At 65.6% G+C, this 15023-nt stretch carries 18 protein-coding genes; 7 read left to right on the top strand and 11 right to left on the bottom strand.

All coding sequences use genetic code 11. The features are described from left to right. Window positions 1-13 precede the first annotated feature (13 nt). Window positions 14-1192: an acetyl-CoA C-acyltransferase FadA gene (gene fadA / locus GFD32_RS05115; RefSeq protein WP_163575486.1), complete on the top strand. Its 1179-nt coding sequence runs from the start codon at window positions 14-16 to the stop codon at window positions 1190-1192. Between the two features lie 157 nt (window positions 1193-1349). Further along, on the top strand, window positions 1350-1523 hold the full coding sequence (locus GFD32_RS05110) for a CCGSCS motif protein (RefSeq protein ID WP_163575485.1): 174 nt from the start codon (window positions 1350-1352) through the stop codon (window positions 1521-1523). Between the two features lie 158 nt (window positions 1524-1681). Here the strand turns inward: GFD32_RS05110 and GFD32_RS05105 are convergent, their stop codons facing one another. Then, window positions 1682-2146 (bottom strand): flavodoxin family protein, encoded by a 465-nt coding sequence (locus GFD32_RS05105; RefSeq protein ID WP_163575484.1) that lies wholly within the window; start codon window positions 2144-2146, stop codon window positions 1682-1684. A 72-nt stretch (window positions 2147-2218) separates the two neighbouring features. On the opposite strand from GFD32_RS05105, the gene GFD32_RS05100 reads away from it, so the two are divergent. Continuing rightward, the gene (locus tag GFD32_RS05100) at window positions 2219-2695 is read left to right on the top strand and encodes a YbhB/YbcL family Raf kinase inhibitor-like protein (protein ID WP_163575483.1); all 477 of its coding nucleotides are present in this window, start codon (window positions 2219-2221) and stop codon (window positions 2693-2695) included. 10 nt (window positions 2696-2705) lie between these two features. Here the strand turns inward: GFD32_RS05100 and GFD32_RS05095 are convergent, their stop codons facing one another. Then, the gene (locus GFD32_RS05095; RefSeq protein WP_163575482.1) at window positions 2706-3587 is read right to left on the bottom strand and encodes a LysR family transcriptional regulator; all 882 of its coding nucleotides are present in this window, start codon (window positions 3585-3587) and stop codon (window positions 2706-2708) included. Between the two features lie 122 nt (window positions 3588-3709). Between GFD32_RS05095 and GFD32_RS05090 the strand changes: the two genes are divergently transcribed. Beyond that, window positions 3710-4591: a HalD/BesD family halogenase gene (locus tag GFD32_RS05090; RefSeq protein WP_163575481.1), complete on the top strand. Its 882-nt coding sequence runs from the start codon at window positions 3710-3712 to the stop codon at window positions 4589-4591. 85 nt (window positions 4592-4676) lie between these two features. After that, entirely contained in the window at window positions 4677-5960 is a 1284-nt protein-coding gene (locus tag GFD32_RS05085; RefSeq protein ID WP_163575480.1) for a M24 family metallopeptidase, read from the top strand. Window positions 5961-6059: 99 nt separating this feature from the next. Here the strand turns inward: GFD32_RS05085 and GFD32_RS05080 are convergent, their stop codons facing one another. Next, a complete protein-coding gene (locus tag GFD32_RS05080; protein ID WP_163575479.1) occupies window positions 6060-6746 on the bottom strand; it encodes a type 1 glutamine amidotransferase domain-containing protein in 687 nt (228 codons plus the stop codon). 186 nt (window positions 6747-6932) lie between these two features. On the opposite strand from GFD32_RS05080, the gene GFD32_RS05075 reads away from it, so the two are divergent. Beyond that, a complete protein-coding gene (locus tag GFD32_RS05075; RefSeq protein ID WP_163575478.1) occupies window positions 6933-7295 on the top strand; it encodes a thiol-disulfide oxidoreductase DCC family protein in 363 nt (120 codons plus the stop codon). An 85-nt stretch (window positions 7296-7380) separates the two neighbouring features. Beyond that, window positions 7381-8334, top strand: a complete 954-nt coding sequence (locus GFD32_RS05070) for a GGDEF domain-containing protein (RefSeq protein ID WP_163575477.1) — start codon at window positions 7381-7383, stop codon at window positions 8332-8334. Window positions 8335-8362: 28 nt separating this feature from the next. On the opposite strand, the gene GFD32_RS05065 is transcribed toward GFD32_RS05070, so the two are convergent. The 8 genes from GFD32_RS05065 to GFD32_RS05035 all read right to left on the bottom strand — a co-directional run bounded on the left by GFD32_RS05065 (window position 8363) and on the right by GFD32_RS05035 (window position 14806). Next, on the bottom strand, window positions 8363-8785 hold the full coding sequence (locus GFD32_RS05065) for a secondary thiamine-phosphate synthase enzyme YjbQ (RefSeq protein ID WP_163575476.1): 423 nt from the start codon (window positions 8783-8785) through the stop codon (window positions 8363-8365). Between the two features lie 31 nt (window positions 8786-8816). After that, window positions 8817-9659: a nitrilase-related carbon-nitrogen hydrolase gene (locus GFD32_RS05060; RefSeq protein WP_163575475.1), complete on the bottom strand. Its 843-nt coding sequence runs from the start codon at window positions 9657-9659 to the stop codon at window positions 8817-8819. Between the two features lie 39 nt (window positions 9660-9698). Next, complete coding sequence (locus tag GFD32_RS20050; protein ID WP_276208791.1) at window positions 9699-9827, bottom strand: hypothetical protein; 129 nt, start codon at window positions 9825-9827, stop codon at window positions 9699-9701. Between the two features lie 74 nt (window positions 9828-9901). After that, window positions 9902-11212, bottom strand: a complete 1311-nt coding sequence (locus GFD32_RS05055; RefSeq protein ID WP_163575474.1) for an MmgE/PrpD family protein — start codon at window positions 11210-11212, stop codon at window positions 9902-9904. A 74-nt stretch (window positions 11213-11286) separates the two neighbouring features. Next, entirely contained in the window at window positions 11287-12168 is an 882-nt protein-coding gene (locus GFD32_RS05050) for a glycine betaine ABC transporter substrate-binding protein (protein WP_163575473.1), read from the bottom strand. Between the two features lie 39 nt (window positions 12169-12207). Beyond that, window positions 12208-12939, bottom strand: coding sequence for an ABC transporter permease (locus tag GFD32_RS05045; protein WP_163575472.1), 732 nt, complete (start codon window positions 12937-12939; stop codon window positions 12208-12210). Between the two features lie 4 nt (window positions 12940-12943). Further along, window positions 12944-14104 (bottom strand): ABC transporter ATP-binding protein, encoded by a 1161-nt coding sequence (locus GFD32_RS05040; protein WP_163575471.1) that lies wholly within the window; start codon window positions 14102-14104, stop codon window positions 12944-12946. Between the two features lie 36 nt (window positions 14105-14140). Beyond that, a complete protein-coding gene (locus GFD32_RS05035) occupies window positions 14141-14806 on the bottom strand; it encodes an ABC transporter permease (protein WP_163575470.1) in 666 nt (221 codons plus the stop codon). Window positions 14807-15023: the final 217 nt, after the last annotated feature.

Below are 15023 nucleotides of genomic sequence, written 5' to 3'. Positions count from 1 at the left end.
GGAGTAGCGAGACATGAGTTTGAATCCGAGAGACATCGTGGTGGTCGACGGTGTGCGTACCGCCATGGCCAAGGCCAAGAACGGCGCCTTCCGTCACGTGCGCGCCGAGAACCTCTCCGCCGCCGTCATGCAGGCGCTGTTCGACCGCAACCCGGGCTTCGACCCGGCCGAGGTCGACGACGTGATCTGGGGCTGCGTCAACCAGACCCTGGAGCAGGCCATGAACATCGCTCGCAACGCGGCGATCATGACCGGCATTCCGCGCAGCGTGCCGGCACAGACGGTCAACCGCCTGTGCGGCTCTTCCATGACCGCGCTGCACATCGCCGCCGCCAACATCAAGGCCGGCATGGGCGATGCCTACGTGATCGGCGGCGTGGAGCACATGGAGCACGTGCCCATGACCCACGGGGTCGACGTCAACCCGGCGGCCAGCAAGCATGCCGCCAAGGCGGCCATGATGATGGGTCTCACCGCCGAACTGCTGGGCAAGATGCACGGCGTCTCCCGCGAGGAGCAGGATGCCTTCGGCGTGCGTTCCCATCAGCGTGCCCAGGCGGCCATGGAGAAGGGTTACTTCGACCACGAGACGATCGGGGTCGAAGGGCACGACGAACGCGGTTACCGCGTGCGGGTCAAGCGGGACGAGGTGATTCGCGCCGATGCCAGCCTGGAGAAGATGGCCGAGCTGAAGCCGGTGTTCGATCCGCGTACCGGCTCCGTCACCGCAGGCACCTCCTCGGCACTCTCCGTGGGCGCCTCGGCCATGGCGGTGATGAGCTACGAGCGTGCCCAGGCCCTGGGTCTCGAGCCCATCGCTCGAGTGATCTCCACCGGGGTGGCGGGCTGTGACGCTTCGATCATGGGCTATGGCCCGGTGCCGGCGTCCAAGAAAGCGCTCAAGACGGCTGGCCTGACCGTCGACGACATCCAGACCGTGGAGCTCAACGAGGCCTTCGCCGCGCAGAGCCTTCCGGTGCTCAAGGATCTGGGGCTGCGCGACGCCATGGACGACAAGGTCAACCTCAACGGCGGCGCCATTGCCCTGGGGCACCCGCTGGGTTGTTCGGGCGCGCGCATCTGCACCACCCTGCTCAACGTGATGCAGCAGCAGGACACCAGCCTCGGCCTGGCCACCATGTGCATCGGCATGGGTCAGGGTGTCGCCACGGTGTTCGAACGCCTGAAGTGATCCTATGCGGCCGGCGCCCCCTGACCTAGCTAGGCAGGGGGCGTTTGCGGCGCTGGCTGAGCCAATTGTCCGCTTCTCGTGGCGTTGACGGCTTGGCCGATGCACAAGAAGATGTATTTTTTATGCATCTTATTAATGCCGCTGTGAGGTCACGCTGATGGGACTCAAGAATCTTTTCAAGAAAGACAAGGCAGAAAAGCCGGTGGTGCAGACGCAGGAGGCTGTTTCGACCAAGTCGGACGCGGCCGTCAACGTCGACCCGAAAAAGGTCGATGCGCAGCAAAAGGGCAAGCACGGGGATTCCGGCAATTGCTGCGGATCCTGCCAGTAACCCAGGCGGAAACCGGTCGTCAATTGAGCTGCCCGGGCCACCGGTCAGAACGATAGCCGCCCGAACCACGCCAGCAGCAGCGGGCTTGCCTTCCCGGCAGGCCCGTTCGTATATGGGCACGACGCACAGCGGCCACGCGTAGTGACATGGCCGATGGGCTACAGTACACCCGCCTCGAGCCCGGCAGCCAAGTAGAGGCCCAGTTCCTCCACCTGCTCCGCGAACGCCTCCTGCCACTCGCCGCGCAGAATCAGCGGTTCCTGCGCCCAGCGCCAGCGCAGGCCGGTGACGATGCCCTCCACGGCGCGGCGGGTGCCGGTGCCGTCACGGCCCGCACGCACGTAGAGCGCGCAGGGCAGACCCTGCTTCTCCTCGATCACGGCGTAGTAGCTGCGGTCGAAGAAGTCCTTCAGTGCTCCGCTCATGTAGCCGAGGTTTTCGGTGGTGCCGAGCAGGATGGCATCGCAGGCCAGTACGTCCTCGGGGCCGGCGTCGAGGGGGGCCTTGACCGTGATCTCGACGGCCTCGATATCCGGGTGGTGGGCACCGCGCTCGGCCGCCTCGCGCAGCTTGAGCGTATTGGCGGAGGGTGCGTGGGCCACGATCAGCAGTTGTTTGCTCATGTTGACAGCTCCTGGCCTTTTTCCGACGCTGAATCGGCATTTACCGTTCAGCGAATCTGGAGGACGATCGACATGGCCTTTGCGCTTTCAACCATGCAGCTGGAAAGCAGTGCCTTTGCCCCTCAGGGGGCCATTCCCACCAAGCATACCGGTGAGGGCGACGACGTCTCCCCGGCGCTGAGCTGGCAAGGGGCTCCCGAGGGCGCCAAGGGGTTCGCGGTGATCTGCCATGACCCCGATGCCCCGCTGGTGCAGCACGGCACCTATGGCTTCGTGCACTGGGTGCTCTACAACCTGCCCGGTTCCACCACCTCCCTGGAGGAGAACACGAACCAAGGCACCAGTGGCAAGAACGATTTCGGCAAGCTCGGCTACGGTGGCCCGATGCCGCCCGAAGGCCATGGCCTGCATCAGTATTACTTCTGGGTACTGGCGCTGGACAAGCCGACCGACCTTCCCGAGGGCTTGTCGCTGCCCGAGGTGCTCAAGCAGCTCGAACCGAACCTGATCGGCATGAACCGCCTGATTGGCACGTACCAGCGCGACTGAGGCCACGCCTTCATACCGAGGCCTGTGGCTGAGGGGCGGCCACGCCATCGTGGCCGCACACCAGGCGTTGCAGCTCGCGGCAGAAGGCCTCCAGCGCCTCGCTGGGGGCATCGCTGCGCCGGTGCAGTTCCACCTCCACCTGATCGAGGGGCGGTAGCCCCTCGGTCTCTCCCACGATGCGACACCCCTTGGGCACGCTGCGTGGTGTCTTGATCGTGGCGGCCAGCCCGGCCTGCACGGCCAGGTTGATGCCGGTCGGTGACGGGCTCACGTAGTGCAGTTCCCAGCGCCTGGCGGCACGCCCCAGTGCCGACAGCGCATGGGCACGAAAGATGCACCCCTCGGGGTTGAGAGCCAGCGGCAGCGTCTCCCAGGCCAGGACATCGCAGTGCTCGGCCACTACCCACACCATCGGCTCCCAGCCCAGCAGGTGGCCCGATGGCGTCGGTGCATGGCGAATCGATAGCACCACGTCGAGCAGGCCTTCCTGGAAACGCTCCACCAGCGCAGCGCTGATATCGCAGGTGATGTCGAGACGCGTCTCCGGGAAGCGTTCGGCGTGGCGGGGCAGCAGGTCGGGAAGGTAGGTGGCCGCCTGCTCCTCGGAGGTGCCGAAGCGGATCAGCTCGCCACGTCGCGATTCGCCGAGCGCTTCGCGAGCCTCCGATTCGAGCTTGAGCATGTGTCGGGCATAGGGCAGCAGGCGCTCGCCGGAGGCGGTCAGCAGCACGCTGCGGCTGGTGCGCTCGAACAGGGGATTGCCCATCTGCTCCTCGAGCCGCTTGATCTGCAGGCTGATGGCGGACTGAGTGCGATGCAGTACCTTGCCGGCGGCACTGAATCCCTCGCATTCGGCCACGGTCACGAAGGCGCGTAGCAGGTCGGTATCCATTATCGATGAGCCTTTTAAATTTATTGTATCTCAAGCATTCATTTTTATTATGGTTGTCGGCTCACTATCCTGTCCAGGGACAAGACGACACCGTCAAACCCCGACGAACAGGAGTCATGTTCATGCACGCGACGGCAACCGAGACATCCACGCACGCGCTCAGCGGATTGATCGACTTGGCCCGCTACCCTCTCGACGATCTGGACGGCGAGGCCGGCCAGGCGCTGCTGGCCCAGTGCCGCCGCCAGCTCGCGGACGACGGCTGCGTGGTGCTCGAGCGGTTCGTGCCCGATGAGGCGGTGGCACGCCTCGAGCGCGAGACCGAACGTCTCTCGCCGGAAGCGCACTACAACCAGACCGAGACCAATCCCTACAACAGCGCTGGCGACCCGAATCGCCCGGCCGGCCACCCGGTCAACCGCTTCGACGATCGCACCAACGGATTCGTGGCCGGTGACCGTATCGACGACGACACCCTGATCCGCCAGGTCTACGCCAACCCGGACTTCCAGCGCTTCATCGCTGCCGTCGTCGGCATGGAGACGATCCACCCTTACGCTGACCCGCTGGCCGATCTGGTGGTCAACGTGCTGCGCGACGGCTGCCAGCATCCCTGGCACTACGACACCAACGAATTCATCGTGACGCTGATGACGCGCCAGCCCGAAGGCGGCGGTCTGTTCGAATACGTGCCGGGCATTCGCAGTCCCGAAGGCGAGAATTTCGACGCGGTGAAAGAGGTGATCGATGGCGATCGTTCGCAACTCACTTCTCTGGCGTTGCGCCCGGGGGATCTGCAGATCTTCTTCGGCCGCTACTCCCTGCACCGCGTCACGCCGGTGGAAGGCCCCCGCGAGCGCCATACGGTGATCTTCGCCTACGCCAAGGAGCCGGGGTTCGTGGGCCGTCCGGAGCGCGCCCAGCGTATCTTCGGCCGCATGGCGCCGATCCACGAGCGGCTTCTCGAGGAAGGCATGGATCGCAGCGACAGCCTCGCCGATTGACCCCTGGTCTTGCGTTCCCCCAAGCGCTTCTGCCGATGGCCGCGCTGCGGGCGGCCGTCACCCTGACGACACAGCGAGAGTATCCATGAGCATCGTAGAGTCAGAGAGACTGACCGACAGCGAGCCGGACCGGATTCCGGTCGTGCCTTCTGCGCCGATGGCCAACGGCGATAGCATCCCCACCGCCTTCGACCCCGTGCAGTTGCGCGCCGGGCGTCTGGCGCGACTGCGGGACATGATGGCCGAGCAGGGCTACGCCGCCCTGGTACTGTTCGATCCCAACAACCAGCGCTATGCCACCGGTTCGCGCAACATGTTCGGCTATTTTCTGCGCAACTCCACGCGTTACGTCTACGTGCCGCTGGAAGGCCCGATCATCCTCTTCGAATATCCGGGCAGCGCTCATGTCTCCACCTGGCTGGAGACCATCGACGAGTCGCGCACCTCCAAAGTGGTGTGGTCGGCGGTGAACCAGCGTGACGACCTCTCCTCGGACCCCTTCGGCGTGGAGATCGCCGAGCTGGTCGAGGAGCACGGCCGCGGCAACAAGAAAGTGGGCCTCGACCGCTGTGCGCTCAACCTGGCCCGCTCCCTGGAGGCCCAGGGGCTGGACGTCTTCGACTGTATGCAGGACACCCTGCACTGCCGGCGCATCAAGACCCCCGAAGAGATCGCCTGCCTGGCTCAGTCCATGGCAGCGAGCGAGGCCTCGGTGGCCGAGGTGGAGGCTGCCATCAAGCCCGGCATCACCGAGAACGAGCTGTTCGCCATCATGTACGGTGAGGTGATCCGCGGCGGCGGCGAGTTCATCGAGACGCGTCTGCTCAATTCCGGGCCGCGCACCAACCCCTGGTTCCACGAGGCCAGCGACCGCAAGATCCGCCCCGGGGAGCTGGTGGCCCTGGACACCGACACCATCGGCTGTCACGGCTATTACTCCGATTTCTCACGCACCTTCCCGGTGGGGCCGGGCAAGCCGACCGCCTATCAGCGCGAGCTCTACCGCATGGCCTACGATCAGGTGCACCACAACATGGCGATTCTGAAGCCCGGCATGAGCTATCGCGAGGTGGCCGAGAAAGCCTGGAAGATTCCCCAGCGCTTTCTGGATCGCCGCTACCCCTCGATCATCCACGGGGTGGGCATGCACGGCGAGACGCCGCTGGTGGCGCACCACATGGACTTCGATCGTTTCTCCAAGGACGGCATCCTCGAACCCGGCATGGTCGTCTCGGTGGAGAGCTATATCGGCGAGGTGGGTGCCGCCGACGGCGTCAAGCTCGAGGAGGAGGTGCTGATCACCGACAGTGGCATCGAGAAGCTCTCGCGCTATCCTTTCAACGAGGCGTTGCTCGGCCGCGAGTACTGAGCAACCGGCCAACCGCAACTCTCGATCTGGTTTCGCAACGCCCGCACTGTCTCGGCAGGCGGGCGTTGCGTTCGGGACGTTGCACTGCCGGCCTGCCGGTTACTTGCCCAGCGCTTCGAGCAGCACTTGGGCGACCGGCTCGGAGGAGGGCGGGTTCTGACCGGTGATCAGTTGGCCATCGCGGCGGGTGTAGGGTGTGAAGTCGTCGGCCTTGGAGTAGCGGCCACCGCCGGTGATCAGTGCATCCTCAACCAGCTTGGGAACCACGTCGGTGAGGCCCACGGCGGCTTCCTCGCCGTTGGTGAAACCGGTGACCTCACGCCCCTGAATGATCGGCCGCCCCTCGGGGTCGCGGGCGTTGATCAGTGCGATCGGAGCGTGGCAGACCGCGGCCACCGGCTTCTGCTGGGCCCAGAAGGTCTCGATCAACCGGATGGAGTCGGCATCCTCCACGAGATCCCAGAGCGGGCCGTGACCGCCGGGGTAGAAGATGGCATCGAAGTCGTCGGCGCTGACATCGGCCAGGCGGTGCGTGTTGGCGAGACGCTCCTGGGCGTCGGCGTCCTGCTTGAAGCGACGGGTCGCTTCTGTCTGGCTGTCCTCGGCGTCGCTCTTGGGATCCAGCGGCGGCTTGCCGCCCTTGGGCGAAGCCAGCACGACGTCTGCGCCGGCATCCAGGCAGGCGTAGTAAGGCGCCGCCAGTTCCTCCAGCCAGAAACCGGTAGGCTGGCCGGTATCGCCCAACTGGTCGTGGGAGGTCAGGACCATCAGAATGCGCTGGTTCATCGAGCTCTCCTCCGTGTGGCATTGCCTTCGTTGAGTGTGCCCACCATTGTGGTGGCATGCCGGATCGTTGGGAATCGGTGTCTGTCTATGACAGGCATTCAGTCACTTTATCACGCAGACAGGCAGAGGTTTCATGTGTGTTCTCGCATCGCCTCATCGACGGTTCGCGACGCTGGAGGTGACGGCATGGCAGCGCTGAAGGTCTACTACGACGGTGTGTGTCCCGTCTGTCGGCGAGACCGTGCCCGCTACGAGCGCTGGGCCGGCGAGGCCGGCCGGCAGGTGGTCTGGTGCGACTTGAACGCCCATCAGGAAGCGCTGCGCGACAAAGGCGTCGACCCGCGGGCGGCGCTGCGCTCGCTGCACGTGGAAGAGGAGGATGGGCGCATCGCGGAGGGCATCGACGCCTACGTTCTGCTGATGCGACGGGTGCCGAGGCTCAAACCCTTGGCCTGGTTCATCGGTCTGCCCGGGCTCAAGCCGCTGCTGCGCTGGTGCTACGATCGCTGGGTCAGGCGGCGCCTGGCGAAAGAGGGACGCTTGTCCTGAGGTCCAATGGCAATCGCCGGGATGGGCAGACATAGTCGTTCGATCGTTGACGATGGCCCATGGCCGGTATCCCCGAAGGCTTTCCATGACCCGCAAGATACCTACGTTCCAGGCTCACGAGGGAGCCACCGCTTCGGCTTCGCCAAGTGCCCAGGATCTGCTGGGCATTCTCGATAGCCTGGATGCGGCAGTGTATGCCAGCGACATGCACTCCCACGAGCTGCTCTTCCTGAACGCTTATGGGCGTCGACAGTGGGGAGAGCCGGCGGGGCGCAAGTGCTGGCAGGTGCTGCAGGAAGGGCAGAGCGGTCCCTGTGAATTCTGCAACAACCCTCAATTGCTGGATGAGCGCGGCAGGCCTGGGCCTGCCGCGGTGTGGGAGTTCCAGAACACTCAGGATGGCCGCTGGTACCAGTGCCGCGATCAGGCCATCGTCTGGAGCGACGGGCGTTTGGTGAGGGTCGAGATTGCGACCGACATCACCGAGCGCAAAGCGCTGGAGGATGCCCTCAAGGCCTCGCATCGGCGTTTCGAGAAGTTGGCTTATCGCGATGAATTGACCCAACTGCTCAACCGGCGCGCTTTCTTCTCCGTGTGCCGCGAGCAGTTGGCCAGCCGACGGTCCGTGGATCCCTTCGCCGTGGTGCTGATCGACGTGGATCACTTCAAAGCGATCAATGATTCCCTTGGCCATGCGGCCGGTGACCAAGTCCTGCGTGAGGTGGCCGGGCGCTTTCAGGCAGAGCTGCGCAGCGATGACTTCCTGTGCCGCTTCGGCGGCGAGGAATTCGCTTTGGCGCTACCCGGTAATTCCCTCGATGCGGCCGCGGAGCTGGCCGAGCGCCTGCGCCTGGCACTGCGTTCACGCCCGCTGGCCTACGCAGGGCAGCGTTTCGACGGCACGGCGAGTTTCGGGGTGGCGGCGGTGGCGGGTGACGAGGTCGATCTGGATGCGCTGATCAAGGCGGCCGATCAGGCGATGTACCGCGCCAAGCGACAGGGGCGGGACCGGGTCTGCACGGCCTCGGGCGTGGAATAGCCGCCGCGTGAGAATGGCACGCCGCGTGTCACTCTTCTCCGTTCAGGGTGGCGATCAGCCGTCGTGGGCCGCCGTGGTGGCGGTGCTCGCCCAGCCAGATGCCCTGCCAGGTGCCCAGCGCCAGGCGGCCGTCGTGCACGGCCAGAGTCAGTTGGGTGCCCAGCAGGCTGGCGATCACGTGAGCGGGCATGTCGTCGGGTCCTTCCAGCGTGTGCCGGAAGTACGGCAGATCGCCCGGCACCAGGCGGCGCAGGAAAGCGTCCATGTCGTGGCGCACGTCCAGGTCGGCGTTTTCGTTCAGCGTCAGCGATGCCGAGGTGTGCAGCAGTTGCAGGTGCAGCATGCCCACTCGGCAGCGGGCCAGGTCGGGCAGGGCCTCGACGACCCGGTCGGTGATCAGGTGAAAGCCGCGCTCCATGGCGGGCAGTTGGATCCGTTGCTGGCTCCACATCGCTAACGCCTCCTCTTCGGGGCTCTTGCGATCAACGATACCCCGCCATCAGCTCGCGGATCAGCGGCGTATCGGCGTCGCGATGAGTGGGTAGCTCGAAGCGCGCGCGGGCGATGGCGGTGCGCGAGAGCTCGGCGACGATCAGCGTTTCGCGGTCGTCGGCCTCGGCCAATATCTCGCCGCGGGGCCCGAGGATCCGCGAACCACCCCAAAAGTGGCTGCCGTTCTCGGGGCCGTAGCGGTTGGCCATGACTACCGGGGTGCCGTAGGTCATGGCGTAGAAACGCACGTTGAGTGCCCAGTTCTGCTCGTTGGAAAAGTCGTCGCTGACGATGCCGCTGGCCGAGTTGATCGGCGCGCACAGCACCGTGGGGCGGGGAAGCAGGGTGGCATGCACCAGCGCCGGGTTCCACAGGTCGGCGCAGATCAACTGGGTGGCCGACCAGCCCGGGCGAATCTCGGTGTGGGTCAGTTCGCTGCCGTGGGTGAACCACTTGCCTTCTTCCAGGCCGCCGTAGGTGGGTAGGTTGAGCTTGCGGTGCACGGCGACGATCTCGCCGGCCTGGAGGATGGCCAGGGCGTTGTAGTATTCGCCGGGGCTGGCTTCCTCGACGAAGCCGACGACCGTCTGCATGTCGCCGCACGCCTTGGCCAGGCGGGTCAGGCGCGGGTCCTCCAGCGGCATGGCGACCTGCATCACGCGGCTGCCCAGGCCGTAGCCGGTCAGCGAGAGTTCGGGAAAGACCAGCAGTTCTACGCCCTGGCCCCGGGCCTTCTGGAGGAGATCGAGGTGGCGTTCGAGGTTGGCGTCGACCTCGCCGAGGCTGGCGTTGAGCTGGGCGGCGGCGACATGGAGGGCGTTCTGGTAGTGCATATCACGCTCTCAGTGAGACAGGGGAAGGGGCCGGACGAGTCATCCGTCGGACCGGGCGTCACGCTCCGAGCGGGCCATCGCCCGCTTGACCAGTCGGAACAGCAGCCAGTGTAGAGCCGCCAGCACGGCCAGGGCGCCGCCCATCATCAACAGGAAGGAAGTCGTCATCGGCGCGTTCTCCAGCGGTTTTGCGACATGCTAGCGGGGCGGCGGCCGGGCGTCGATGCCCGAGCGCCCTTGGATCAGCCCGTTTCGGGCGCCCCGATCAGGGCCAGCAGGTCGCCGACCGAACGGTCGTCCAGGGTGGTGATCGCCTCCCGTAGAGACTCGGCGCGCTCGCCGATAACCGGGTCGGCCAGCGCCTGGTACTTGGCCCTGAGTTCGTCGTCCGACAGCGGATTGTGCGGATTGCCGCGGGCTTCGCAGGGCGCGCTCTCCAGCACCCGGCCGTCGGCCAGGTGCAGCCGGGCCGAGGCCCAGCGCTCGGCGGGAAAGCGGGCGTTGAAGGTCGCGCTCTCGCGGATATCGACCCGGGAGGCCAGGGTACGCAGGTCCGGCGCCTCGAGAGTGATGACGGCTTCGGCGCCCAGGGTGCCGTGGGCCAGCGCGCAGGCCACCGACCAGGGCAGGCTGTACTGGGCCTGCTCGGTGCTCGATGGATGGACCACGTGCAGCCGCTTGCCTTCGTGGAAGGTGAGGATCTCGATGCGGCGGACCTGCTCCGGGGCGTCGATCTTCTCGCGTAGCGACAACACCGCCTCCACCGCCGGCTGGGCCCAGCGGCAGACCGGATAGGCCTTGAAGTACTGCTCGTGCAGGTACCAGCGGCTACCGAGGTCGGCCCAGATCTCGTCGACCACGGGGTCGGTCACGGTCAGCGCCGGCGCCCCGGTGAAGCCGTCGCGGGCCAGCAGGGCGGCGGAGATGCCGGTCATGGCGCCCCAGCCGGAGCCGTCCTTGAGCATGGTGGGGTAGTCGATGCAGCGCATCATCTGGCTGCGCGGTCCGTAGAACTCGGCGATGCCCAGCGCATGGTGGAGGCGCTCGGCGTCAAGGCCCATCAGCCGGCCCGCCACGGCGGCCACGCCGAGGGCGTTCCAGGCGCCGGAAGTGTGGTAGTCCGGGCTTGTGGCATGTAGGGCGATGCCGGCGCGGGTGGCGATCTCGTAACCCAGCGTCAGCAGGCCGAGGAAGTCGCGGCCGGACAGCGTATCCACCTCGGGTAGGGCGAGCAGCCCGGGCAGCAGTGCCACTCCGGCATGGCCCTTGGTCAGCACCTGGCCGTCGTGGGCGTCCAGAGCATCGATCAACCAGGCGCCGTGCAGGGCCACGCCGGTGGGCGAGGCCCGGCCGTCGGCGAACAACAGCGGCCGGTCGCCGCCGTGCTGGGTGGTGACGAAGCGGCGGGCATGCCCGGCCAGGTCGGTGCGGGTGGCCCCGGCGGCCACGCCGACGAGGTCGAGCAGGCAACGCTTGGCCTGGGGGAGCAGGTCGGGGTGGGAGAGCGGGTCAGCGTCGAGGATCCAGTCCAGGAGAGCAGTTGGCGTGGTCATGTCGAGTCCGAGGGCGGCTCTTGAGACGACGAAGGCCGCTCGGGGGCGGCCTTCGGCAGGGTGCAGGCGGGAGGTTAAAGCAGCTCGTTCGCTTCGAGAAAGTCTTTTGCGACATCCTCGATGGTCTCGCGCTCCACGTCGACGCGGGCGTTGAGCTCGGCCATCACTTCGTCGTCGAGCAGTGCTGAGAGGGCGTTCATCTGCTCGGCCAGTTCGGGATTGGCGTCCAGAGTCTCTGCCCTCACGACCGGAGTCAGGGAGTAGGCCGGGAAGAAGTTCTGATCATCGTCGAGCACGTGGAAGTCGAAGGCGGGAATCCGGCCATCGGTGGCGAAGACCAGGCCGACGTCCACCTCGCCGTCACGCAGGGCCTGGTAGACCAGCCCCGAATCCATGCGCTTGACGTTGCCACGATCCACCCGGAAGTCGTAGGCCTGCTGCAGCGGTCGCCAGCCGTCCTCGCGCGCATAGAACTCGGCGTTCATCGCGAAGGTGAGATCGTGACCCTCATCGATCGCTTCGGCCAGCTTCGAAAGGTCGTCGATGCCGGTTTGTTCGACGCTCTCCTCGCGCATCGCCAGGGCATAGGTGTTGTTGGCCTGGGATGGATCGAGCCACACCAGGCCCTTCTCGCCGTCGAGCTCCTTGACGCGCTGATAGGTCTCCTCGGGCGAGAGGCTCTCGGTGACGTCGTTGTAGTTGATCAGCGAGGTGCCGGTGTATTCCCAGTAGAGGTCGATCTGGCCGTTTTCCTGGGCCTGGCGCAGCACGGCGGAGCCCATGCCGGCCCGGCTGTCCACCTCGTAGCCGAGGCTCTGTAGATACTGGGTGGTCATGCTGGCCAGCAGCTGCTGTTCGGTGAAGTTCTTGCCGCCGACCACGATCTCCTCGGCCTGTGCGGTGGCGAACGTGCCGGCGAGCGCCAGGCCGGCCAGGGTTGTCATCAGATGCTTCATGGGATGCGACTCCTCTTGTGTCGTCAGTGTTACGGGGTTTCAGGCTCGATTGGGGTTCACCCCGCGGGGAACCATCAGGAAGGCGACGGTGGCGATCAGCGCGTCGACGACGATCGCCAGCAGCGCCGTGGGGATGGCACCGGAGAGCATCATTACCGGGTCGTAGAGGTCGATGCCGGTGAAGATCAGCTCGCCGAGGCCGCCGGCGCCGATCAGGAAGGCCAGCGGCACGGTGCCGACGTTGATGGTCAGTGCCGTGCGTATGCCGGCGAAGATCACGTAGAGCGCGTTGGGCAGCTCGACCCGGAGCAACTGCTGCAACGGCGACATGCCGATGCCGGCGGCGGCCTCCACCAACGCCGGGTTGATCCCCTTGAGGCCGGCATAGGTGTTGCGCGTGATGGGCAGCAGGGTGGCGACGAAGAGCCCGAACACGGCCGGCACCGTGCCGATGCCCAGGAAACTCATGGAGAGTGCCAGCACCGCCAGAGTGGGGATGGTGGTGCCGACGTTGAGTATCTGCATCAGCGATTCGGCCCAGCGCGCCATGCTCGGGCGTGAGAGCAGGATGCCCAGTGGGATCGCCACGGCGATGGCCAGCCCGCCGGATATGGCGGTCAGCCACAGGTGCTGCACCGCCAGGAACTGCACGTCGGGCAGGTACCAGAGGAAGTCGTCGATCACCCCGCTCGACTGGCTCCATACCCCGGCGAAGAAGATCGCCACCAGCAGGAGCGCGCGCAGGGCCCCTTTCAGGCTCTGGATGGGCATGGGTTCACTCCTTGGTCGCTGCGTCCGGGGTCAGGTCATTCGTCTCCTGGGCTCGAAAGCGGGCCCCCAGATGGTGCGTCATGGCACGCTGGGTGATCTGTCCGCATACGCGGCCATCGTCGTCCACGCAGGGCAGCCAGGTGGTGTCCTGGGCGAACATCAGCGAAGCGACCTTGCGTAGGTCGTCGTCGAGATTGACGGTGGCCGGTACGTTCTGGAAGTGATCGCGACAGTAGCCGCGGGTAGTCCGGGCGACTGCGCGGGTAATCAGGCCCACCGGTTGGCGCTGTTCGTTCACCATCAGGATGGAGTTCTGGTAGCCGAAATCGTCGATCTTGGCCAGTGCCGTTTCCAGCGTGTCGCCGGGCACGACCGTGCCGATCTCGTCGCTCACCACCTCGCGCACCTTGACCAGGTTGAGGCGCTTGAGGGCTCGATCCTCGCCGAGAAACGATTCGACGAAGGCATTCTTCGGCGCTGCCAGCAGGTCATCCGGCGTCGAATACTGCACCAGCTTGCCTTCGCGGAACACGGCGATGCGGTCGCCCATCTTGATCGCTTCGTCGATGTCGTGACTGACGAACATGATGGTCTTGTTGAGTTCCTGCTGCATCTTGAGGAACTCGTCCTGAATCACCGTGCGGTTGATCGGGTCGATGGCCCCGAAGGGCTCGTCCATCAGCATCACCGGCGGATCGGCGGCCAGCGCTCGGGCCACCCCGATGCGCTGCTGCTGGCCGCCGGAGAGTTCGCTGGGGTAGCGCTTGAGAAAGGCGTCGGGCTCCATGGCGATCATCGCCATCATCTCGCGGGCACGTTCCCGGTAGCGGGCCTTGTCCCAGCCTAGCAGCTTGGGCACCACCGTGATGTTTTCCTCGATGGTCATGTTGGGGAACAGGCCGATCTGCTGGATGACGTAGCCGAGGTTGCGGCGCAGCTGCTGGGTGTCCATCCCGGTGGTGTCCTCACCGTCGATGAACACCTTGCCGGAGGTCGGTTTCACGATGCGATTGATCATCTTCAGCGTGGTCGTCTTGCCGCAGCCGGAGGGACCGAGCAGGATGCAGATCTCGCCGGCGGGCACTTCCATGCTGATATGGTCGGCAGCGACCACGGCGCCCTTGGGCGTGTCGAAGACCTTGGTCAGGTTGTCGAGCTGGATCATGGGGGTTCCTTGCTTCGCAATCTGTCGTCAGGGGCGTCAAGCCGGATCGGCGGTGCGTTCCATCCCGCTGGGCGTCAGGCGCTTTTGCACGTAGAGGAGGGCGTAGTCGACCACGACGGCCAACAGGCTCACCGCGACGGCGCCGACGATGAGCTGGCGAGGGTCTGACTGCGAGATGCCGCGGCTGATGAAGGTGCCGAGTCCGCCGGCGCCGATGTAGGCAGCGATGGCCATGACGCCGATGTTGAGCACGACGGCGGTGCGCACGCCGGCCATGATGACCGGCACAGCCAGCGGTATCTCCACCATGCGCAGGCGCTGGTTGGGGCTCATGCCGATCCCGCGAGCGGCCTCGCGCAGCGCCGGGTTGACGTTGTTGATGGCCGTGTAGGTGTTGCGGATGATCGGCAGCTGCGAATAGAGCAGAACGGCGATCACTGCCGGCACGTAGCCGATACCGTGGCCGATCAGCGAGAGCACCGGGATCATGATGCCGAACAGGGCGATGGAGGGAATGGTGACGATGATCGAGGCCAGATAGAGCACCGAGCGCGCAACCCGCTCGCTCTTGGTGATGGCGATGCCGATGGGTACGCCGGTCAAGGTGGCGATGCCCACGGCAACGCCCACCAGGGAGATGTGCTCGATGGTGCGCCGGATCAGCAGATCGAGATTGTCAAGGGCATACAGAATCAGTTCCAAATGCGCTCTCCTCTGTGGGCCCCGAACCGTTGGTCGGAGCCGTCATTCTTGAACAAGCTTAGCCGCTGCCTGCGGCTCGGAGCGCCACGACCCAGGGGAGGGCGGACGAGCAGGGTGCGACAAATTGCCCCGCTGGAATGACCCCAGCTTAGCAGAGCTGCATAAGCATTTGTTTTCCTGAAGGATGACGATGCGCAATGCGTGGCATTGCATCGCC

This window comes from Halomonas faecis (genome assembly GCF_010993975.1).
Lineage (GTDB): Bacteria > Pseudomonadota > Gammaproteobacteria > Pseudomonadales > Halomonadaceae > Halomonas > Halomonas faecis.
This window is presented reverse-complemented; position numbering and strand designations above follow the sequence as displayed.

Coding starts and splice junctions, on each gene's coding strand:
- fadA (WP_163575486.1), top strand. CDS start 14: ATGAGTTTGAATCCGAGAGACATCGTGGTGGTCGACGGTGTGCGTACC.
- GFD32_RS05110 (WP_163575485.1), top strand. CDS start 1,350: ATGGGACTCAAGAATCTTTTCAAGAAAGACAAGGCAGAAAAGCCGGTG.
- GFD32_RS05105 (WP_163575484.1), bottom strand. CDS start 2,146: ATGAGCAAACAACTGCTGATCGTGGCCCACGCACCCTCCGCCAATACG.
- GFD32_RS05100 (WP_163575483.1), top strand. CDS start 2,219: ATGGCCTTTGCGCTTTCAACCATGCAGCTGGAAAGCAGTGCCTTTGCC.
- GFD32_RS05095 (WP_163575482.1), bottom strand. CDS start 3,587: ATGGATACCGACCTGCTACGCGCCTTCGTGACCGTGGCCGAATGCGAG.
- GFD32_RS05090 (WP_163575481.1), top strand. CDS start 3,710: ATGCACGCGACGGCAACCGAGACATCCACGCACGCGCTCAGCGGATTG.
- GFD32_RS05085 (WP_163575480.1), top strand. CDS start 4,677: ATGAGCATCGTAGAGTCAGAGAGACTGACCGACAGCGAGCCGGACCGG.
- GFD32_RS05080 (WP_163575479.1), bottom strand. CDS start 6,746: ATGAACCAGCGCATTCTGATGGTCCTGACCTCCCACGACCAGTTGGGC.
- GFD32_RS05075 (WP_163575478.1), top strand. CDS start 6,933: ATGGCAGCGCTGAAGGTCTACTACGACGGTGTGTGTCCCGTCTGTCGG.
- GFD32_RS05070 (WP_163575477.1), top strand. CDS start 7,381: ATGACCCGCAAGATACCTACGTTCCAGGCTCACGAGGGAGCCACCGCT.
- GFD32_RS05065 (WP_163575476.1), bottom strand. CDS start 8,785: ATGTGGAGCCAGCAACGGATCCAACTGCCCGCCATGGAGCGCGGCTTT.
- GFD32_RS05060 (WP_163575475.1), bottom strand. CDS start 9,659: ATGCACTACCAGAACGCCCTCCATGTCGCCGCCGCCCAGCTCAACGCC.
- GFD32_RS20050 (WP_276208791.1), bottom strand. CDS start 9,827: ATGACGACTTCCTTCCTGTTGATGATGGGCGGCGCCCTGGCCGTGCTG.
- GFD32_RS05055 (WP_163575474.1), bottom strand. CDS start 11,212: ATGACCACGCCAACTGCTCTCCTGGACTGGATCCTCGACGCTGACCCG.
- GFD32_RS05050 (WP_163575473.1), bottom strand. CDS start 12,168: ATGAAGCATCTGATGACAACCCTGGCCGGCCTGGCGCTCGCCGGCACG.
- GFD32_RS05045 (WP_163575472.1), bottom strand. CDS start 12,939: ATGCCCATCCAGAGCCTGAAAGGGGCCCTGCGCGCGCTCCTGCTGGTG.
- GFD32_RS05040 (WP_163575471.1), bottom strand. CDS start 14,104: ATGATCCAGCTCGACAACCTGACCAAGGTCTTCGACACGCCCAAGGGC.